Raw genomic sequence first — 5,769 nt, 5'->3', positions numbered from 1 at the left:
AGATCACCAGCGGCAGCCACAGCACAAGCGGCCCCACCTGTATCAGCACGAGGAAAAACACGATGGCGGTAAACAGCATTTTGAAATGCAGTCCCGCAATGGCGAACCCCAGGTACGACAGCACGCTGGCAATGAAAGCCGTCCCCATTACCCCGATGGAAACGCCGCGGATGGCGCTCAGACAGGCCTGGATGAGGCTTTGCGCGTCGCTGCGGCCCAGCAGGTGCCGGAGGACGGTCCGCAGGGGCAGCAGGGTTTTGGACCCTGCGGCCAGCAGCACGGCCGACACGAGGATGCCCAGCACGCACTGCCCAGGATGCCCGCGCCGCCACTCAGGAGCCGGTGCAGGAGGGCGTTGAGCTCATGGTTGTGTCCTACAAGGGTTTCGCGGGGATTTTCGCGCAGGTGCTGCCACCATTGGGCTAGCGGGTCGCCCACCACGGGCAACTCAGCCGCCTGGGCGGGGAGGGGCGGAAGGCCGTATTCCCGCACTTGCTGGGCGAACGCCAGCAGCTGCGAGGCATGCCGGCCCAGGGCGCTGATCAGCAGTACAAACGGCAACGCCACCACCGCCAGCAAAAGCAGCGCGTACACGACCGCCGCCCATGTCCGGCGCTGGCCCGTTCGCCGGCATAGCTCTTCGAACGGCCGGGCGAAAGACACGGCGAAAATGATGGCGAAAGTGAATACGCCGAAAAATACGCGGAGGACGTCGTAAACAGCCACAAAAAGCGCCAGCAGCAGGAGCAGGACGAGTATCGTTTCCACGGTATTGCGGGGGGCAGGACGGTGCAATGGCATAAGGGTTCTTTGCGGAATACAACAATTCCCGGGGCCGGAGGGTTCAGGAAAAAGAATACCGCGGCAGGTAAGTTTTGGAGAAAACGGAAAAGTTACGTAATATTGCAGCCGTCTTTACAGACATCCTTGCCCAATAGTATAAGGGTAGTACATCAGGTTCTGGTTCTGAGTGTCGTGGTTCGAATCCATGTTGGGCAACTTCTAAAGCCGCTGTTACAGCGGCTTTTTTCATTTCTATATACTTGTATTGGAAAAGACTTCATATTTGCATTAATTGAATTTATTCGGCAACTTTATCCCAAAGTCCCTGCCATGAAAATGAAACGCCAGCTATGGCTGCTATTGTCAATTTGCCTGTTGTGGATATGTAGCTCGGCTTCCGGACAGGCCGAAAACGACAAAATATTATACTATCCCTCGGGAAAGCTGGAGGCAGAGCGCAAGTACGACAAGTCCTGCAATTGCGATAAATTGACCGAGTATTATGAAAGCGGTAAAATCCGTTCCACTGCCACCTACTTACGTAAAGCAATTTTGGGAAGCCAGCTCGATGGCGCCCATATCACTTACTTTGAAAATGGCATCATCCAGCTATATACTTTCTACAAAGCAGGAGCGCTTTCCGGTAGGATATACGCCAACTTTCCCGACGGCAAACTGGCTTATGAACAGTACTTTGCCGATTCTTTCAAGACAGGACGATGGAAATTCTATAACGCAGATGGCAGGCTGAAAGAAGAACTGGTTTTTGATGAAAAGAAAACACCATGGAACAGCCAGGATGATGATGCAGTTCAGATGTTCTACACCGAAGGAAAACTGATTTATACCGTAAAACTGATCGCCGGAAAGAAAAGTAACCTAACCATTATCGATAAAGACCTCTACAATCGTGTCATTGCCGCTGCCAGACCGGATGGGAAAAAATTGTTCCAGCAGGAATGCGCAATGTGCCACAACGCTAATGTTGATATAGTGGGACCCAAAATGCAAGGGGTAGCCGCGAACCGGACCAGGGAATGGCTGGTGAAAATGATCACAAATGGCGAAGCCTTGCGGAAAAGCGGCGACAAAGCAGCTACTGACTTATACGCTAAATGGAGGAACATGGAACATCCCAACTTCGAGCGGCTCGACAGCGGAGATGTGGATGCGATAATAGCGTACCTGAACGAACTCAAATAACAGACAAACATCTTCTTATCTTAGTTGTGATAATTCCTATACCATGAACTTGAAGACTTTAGGCACAGTAGCCCTCTTTACGATAGTATCCATTCATTGCGCTTCCCAGTCAAGCCAGCCGGATGAAAAAGAACAGGTGATCGCTGCCATTGAAGGATATATTAAAGCCCGTATGGCGGCCTCCGAAGAAAAAGCAGAAATCGTAAAGATCGAAATCAATGGACTCCGCCGTGTCGGCTACGCAAAGTTGCTGCCCTTCATCATTATGCTCCACGAATCCGAAGAACGCGATGTTGCCGCCGTGCTGGCCGATGCATACAAAAGGGCCCGCAGCCTTCCGGAACTAAGCCGTGAATTGCAAGCCTGGGAAAAAGGTCAGATTGCAGACGACTCGCTGCAAAATGAGCAATTGAAAAAGCTCGCAGCATTAAAAAAGTATCACCAGTCCTGGCAGCACCGGGTGGAGATCAAAAAACGTGCGTTGCCTGCTGCAGATACCACCCGGAAATATCTTTCAGCAAGTACTTACCTCATATTGCGAATGCCCGACGGTACCCTGTCGGAGGTGTCCCCTACCTATTATTTAACCGATAACTATAAGGTGATGGAACTGAGCGATTCCGTTCCAAAGGTTCGTCTGGAGAAATTCGAATAATTATCCCCCGGCAGAACTGCGCCGCAGCACCGCCTTCGCCGAATCCGCCAGTAAAACCACCGCGCCCGCCAGCATGATCAGATCCTTCAACACCAGTCTGCCCGCCGCCGACAGGTAAGGGAATCCATGATGTTCGCCGCCGAGGTCCGGGACCCAGGTTTCGGGGGTTGTTACCAGGAAGGATAACGTTCCCACGCCCATAATGATCGTCAATACGGCGCCCGTAGCCCCGAACAGCGGATTGGCCCGGTTCAGCAGCAGCAACGTACCCATGCCCATCAGCAACAGGCCCAATCCGTAGGAATAACCGTAGCTATTATTGGCATGGTGCCAGGTAATGTTTGCCGGTACCACCTCGCCCTCTTTATTGCGGTGCTGGCCGTATTCATCTGGATGTTGGTAGAAGAAGCGCATGAATGGACTGTTTGCTACAAAAGGCGTAATGCCTTCAGCCTCATAGGGCACAAATTTCAATGCCCCGATCCAGATCAATATCACGGAAATAGCGATGCGCAGCAGCCGGATACCGCCTTTGTCCAGACGGGCGGCGAAGGCTATGAATGAATATATGATGCTCATGCACCGAAGGTACTGCTGTACCTGCCGGGGAAAAATGGCTGTAAATCGCCGAAACATGGACAAATCAGACAAGGATGGTAACCCCTACCTGCTGCCGGAACTCGCGTGGCGAAACGCCGGTTTGCTTCCGGAAGACGCGGCTCAGGTACAGCGGGTCGTCGTACCCCAGCGCAGCGGCTATTTCCTTGACGCTGAGGTGCGAAAAGTGCAGGGCCCGCTTCGCTTCCTGTACCACCCGCTCCGCAATGAGGGCCGAAGGGGTTTTGGAAAGGTACTTACCCGTTAGGCGCGACAGGGCTTTCAGCGTGATGTGCATGGCGGCGGCGTATGCTGCCGGTTTCTTCCACTCCCGGAAATGCGCCTCCAGCAACTGGTGGAACTCCGCCAGCCGCGGACCGGCATCCGGCGGGAGCTGCGTCAGCGTTTCCTCAATCTGGCGGCTTTTGACGCGGGTAGCAATAATGAGAAGGATCTTCAGATGGGCGATGACAAGATCTTCCCTTGCCAGGTCATCTTTACTGGTTATCGACTCCCGTAGCAGCGTGAGGTATTTATCCGCCGAGGCGGCCTGCTCTTCGTCCAGCGGAACGAATGGCGGCGTATAGATATTATTGAATAAAACACCGTTGCAGGCTACTTCGTGACGGTGTTTTTCAATGCAGTAAAAATCACCATGAAAGCTGAGGTGGCTGCCGGAAAAGCCGCCATGGAAGGTATACTCCTGGTAAGGCGTGAAAAACAGGAGTACAGGCGCCTGCAGGGTGAATGTGGTTTGACCGGTCTCCAGCACGGCGCTCCCGCTCCGCAGATGCACTACGGCATACAGCGGCGCCCGGCGCCATTCAGATGTTCCGTCGATGACGCGCATGCCGGCAAGCAATGCGCCATCTGCCTCCCGCCGGATAGTGTGAACCGCTTCCATCCGTCAAAGATAGTAAACTATCACCCGTTGCCTTTAAACACGCGGAACCGGCTCTATGAAGGTAGCGGGTTTCGCCGATCAGGCTGGCCCAAAGGGTGAACGTGCCGGATGGCCCCGCTTACCCGCACGTACATACGCCGGAGTGTAGTTTGATGATTGTGAAATGCAGGTTTCTATCTTTGGCGCACTGCTTACCAATTCCCCCCGAACACCCGGAACTTATCCGGTGCTATCATTTCTTCTTCGCTGTGGATATGCTGGAATGGTTTTTCCCCGATGAAACTGGCCCAGAGGGAAAAGGTGCTGAACGGCCCGATGATATAATCGCATTGCGACATGAGATAATGATCCTCCGCCACGCCATGCCCCGACAACAAAACGTTCTTGCATGCCTTCCGGTAAAGGGGCAGGTTGATGTCCGGGTCGTTGGTGAAAAGGATGATTTTCGCGGGGCGGTCGAGCTGCTGGGTCAGCTGGCGGATTTTATCGATGTATACGTCGTCGCCGTAATAATAGATCCCGCCGGCCCAGGTTTTGAAATCCCCCCGGCGAACGTGCACCGCTATCAGCGCCTCGCCGTTGGGGCGCCGGAGGAAGTCTTTATCCAGCCAGTGCGTACTAAACCCCGGCCGGAAGTGTTCCCGGTACAGCGGGGCGTATTTGGCGATCACTTCATCCGGCATCCTGAACCACCAGCCTTCCACGAAATGATTGCCGGGCTCCAGCAGCTGGCGCTCGTAGTCGGCCTGCCGCGTTTCATCGTCGAATTGGATGACCGGCTTGAAGGAAAGCATGTGCAGCATCTTCATGTACAGCTTGGAACTGCCGTATCCCGCTTTCGCCAGGTTAGGATAAGCACCGTAATAACGGCGCATGCGCGGCGTGAAATACCTGATCCCGTTGGTCCTGCAAAAGGCATCGAGATGGATATGTTGTAAGTAGTTATTGCTGGTTTGGCCGAACAGGCTGAGCAGTGTGATCATAGACCAGGTAAATGGTATTGGGCATGGTTTGGGGCGTGAATTTAGTGCAAATCGCCCTTTTTTGCAAAACAAATCCCCCGCCCCCGTGTTTAACATGAACGCAACCGCAGCCCGGCAACGGGAGCCATCACCTCCCATCATTCATACACCCCCGGCGGCCGCGGCAACCGTACTTTTGAGGTCCAAAATCACAGTCATGCAACAACTCGTCACCGGCATCCACCACATCACCGCCATGTGCGACGGCTCCCAGCGCAACATCGATTTCTATTGCGGCATACTCGGGCTCCGCCTAGTGAAAAAGACCGTCAATTTCGACGCGCCCGATGTTTACCATTTCTATTATGGCGACGAAGCCGGATCCCCCGGTTCCATTCTCACCTTCTTCCCCTTCGAAGGCATCATGAAAGGCAGGAGGGGCAAAGGCATGCTCAATACCACCGCGTTTTCCGTGCCCGCCGCTTCGCTGGATTACTGGCAACAACGCCTGCAAAGGTTCAACGTCAACGCCAAACCGCCCCAGGAGCGCTTCGGCAGCGAATCTTTCATCTACTTCGAAGACCCCGACGGCCTCGGCCTCGAACTGGTGTTCAACGACAACGATTCCCGCCCGCCGTTCTCCTACGGCCACATCCCCCTCGAAC

7 protein-coding genes, 1 tRNA gene and 1 pseudogene are annotated in these 5,769 nt (G+C 54.0%); 4 read left to right on the top strand and 5 right to left on the bottom strand.

The features are described from left to right. Window positions 1-280, bottom strand: a pseudogene (locus tag Q0510_RS24810) (hypothetical protein); the annotation flags it as partial. Then, window positions 178-801 carry a hypothetical protein gene (locus Q0510_RS24805; RefSeq protein ID WP_298718045.1) on the bottom strand — a complete coding sequence of 208 codons (624 nt, stop codon included), beginning with the start codon at window positions 799-801 and terminating at the stop codon, window positions 178-180. The pseudogene Q0510_RS24810 and the gene Q0510_RS24805, both read right to left, overlap by 103 nt. A gap of 127 nt (window positions 802-928) precedes the next feature. On the opposite strand from Q0510_RS24805, the gene Q0510_RS24800 reads away from it, so the two are divergent. The 3 genes from Q0510_RS24800 to Q0510_RS24790 all read left to right on the top strand — a co-directional run bounded on the left by Q0510_RS24800 (window position 929) and on the right by Q0510_RS24790 (window position 2,641). Continuing rightward, window positions 929-999, top strand: a tRNA-Gln gene (locus tag Q0510_RS24800). Between the two features lie 114 nt (window positions 1,000-1,113). Further along, the gene (locus tag Q0510_RS24795; protein WP_298718042.1) at window positions 1,114-1,986 is read left to right on the top strand and encodes a c-type cytochrome; all 873 of its coding nucleotides are present in this window, start codon (window positions 1,114-1,116) and stop codon (window positions 1,984-1,986) included. Between the two features lie 43 nt (window positions 1,987-2,029). Beyond that, entirely contained in the window at window positions 2,030-2,641 is a 612-nt protein-coding gene (locus tag Q0510_RS24790) for a hypothetical protein (protein ID WP_298718039.1), read from the top strand. On the opposite strand, the gene Q0510_RS24785 is transcribed toward Q0510_RS24790, so the two are convergent. The 3 genes from Q0510_RS24785 to Q0510_RS24775 all read right to left on the bottom strand — a co-directional run bounded on the left by Q0510_RS24785 (window position 2,642) and on the right by Q0510_RS24775 (window position 5,125). Continuing rightward, window positions 2,642-3,220, bottom strand: coding sequence for a DUF417 family protein (locus Q0510_RS24785; protein ID WP_298718036.1), 579 nt, complete (start codon window positions 3,218-3,220; stop codon window positions 2,642-2,644). 64 nt (window positions 3,221-3,284) lie between these two features. After that, on the bottom strand, window positions 3,285-4,142 hold the full coding sequence (locus tag Q0510_RS24780) for an AraC family transcriptional regulator (RefSeq protein ID WP_298718033.1): 858 nt from the start codon (window positions 4,140-4,142) through the stop codon (window positions 3,285-3,287). Window positions 4,143-4,333: 191 nt separating this feature from the next. Then, window positions 4,334-5,125 carry an alpha-1,2-fucosyltransferase gene (locus Q0510_RS24775; RefSeq protein ID WP_298718031.1) on the bottom strand — a complete coding sequence of 264 codons (792 nt, stop codon included), beginning with the start codon at window positions 5,123-5,125 and terminating at the stop codon, window positions 4,334-4,336. A gap of 196 nt (window positions 5,126-5,321) precedes the next feature. Between Q0510_RS24775 and Q0510_RS24770 the strand changes: the two genes are divergently transcribed. After that, window positions 5,322-5,769 (top strand): VOC family protein (locus tag Q0510_RS24770; RefSeq protein WP_298718028.1); only part of this gene is annotated, 448 nt, incomplete at its 3' end.

It is taken from the genome of uncultured Chitinophaga sp., assembly GCF_937874145.1.
Lineage (GTDB): Bacteria > Bacteroidota > Bacteroidia > Chitinophagales > Chitinophagaceae > Chitinophaga.
The sequence above is the reverse complement of the archived record's forward strand: the minus strand, read 5'-3'. Positions and strand labels throughout refer to the sequence as shown.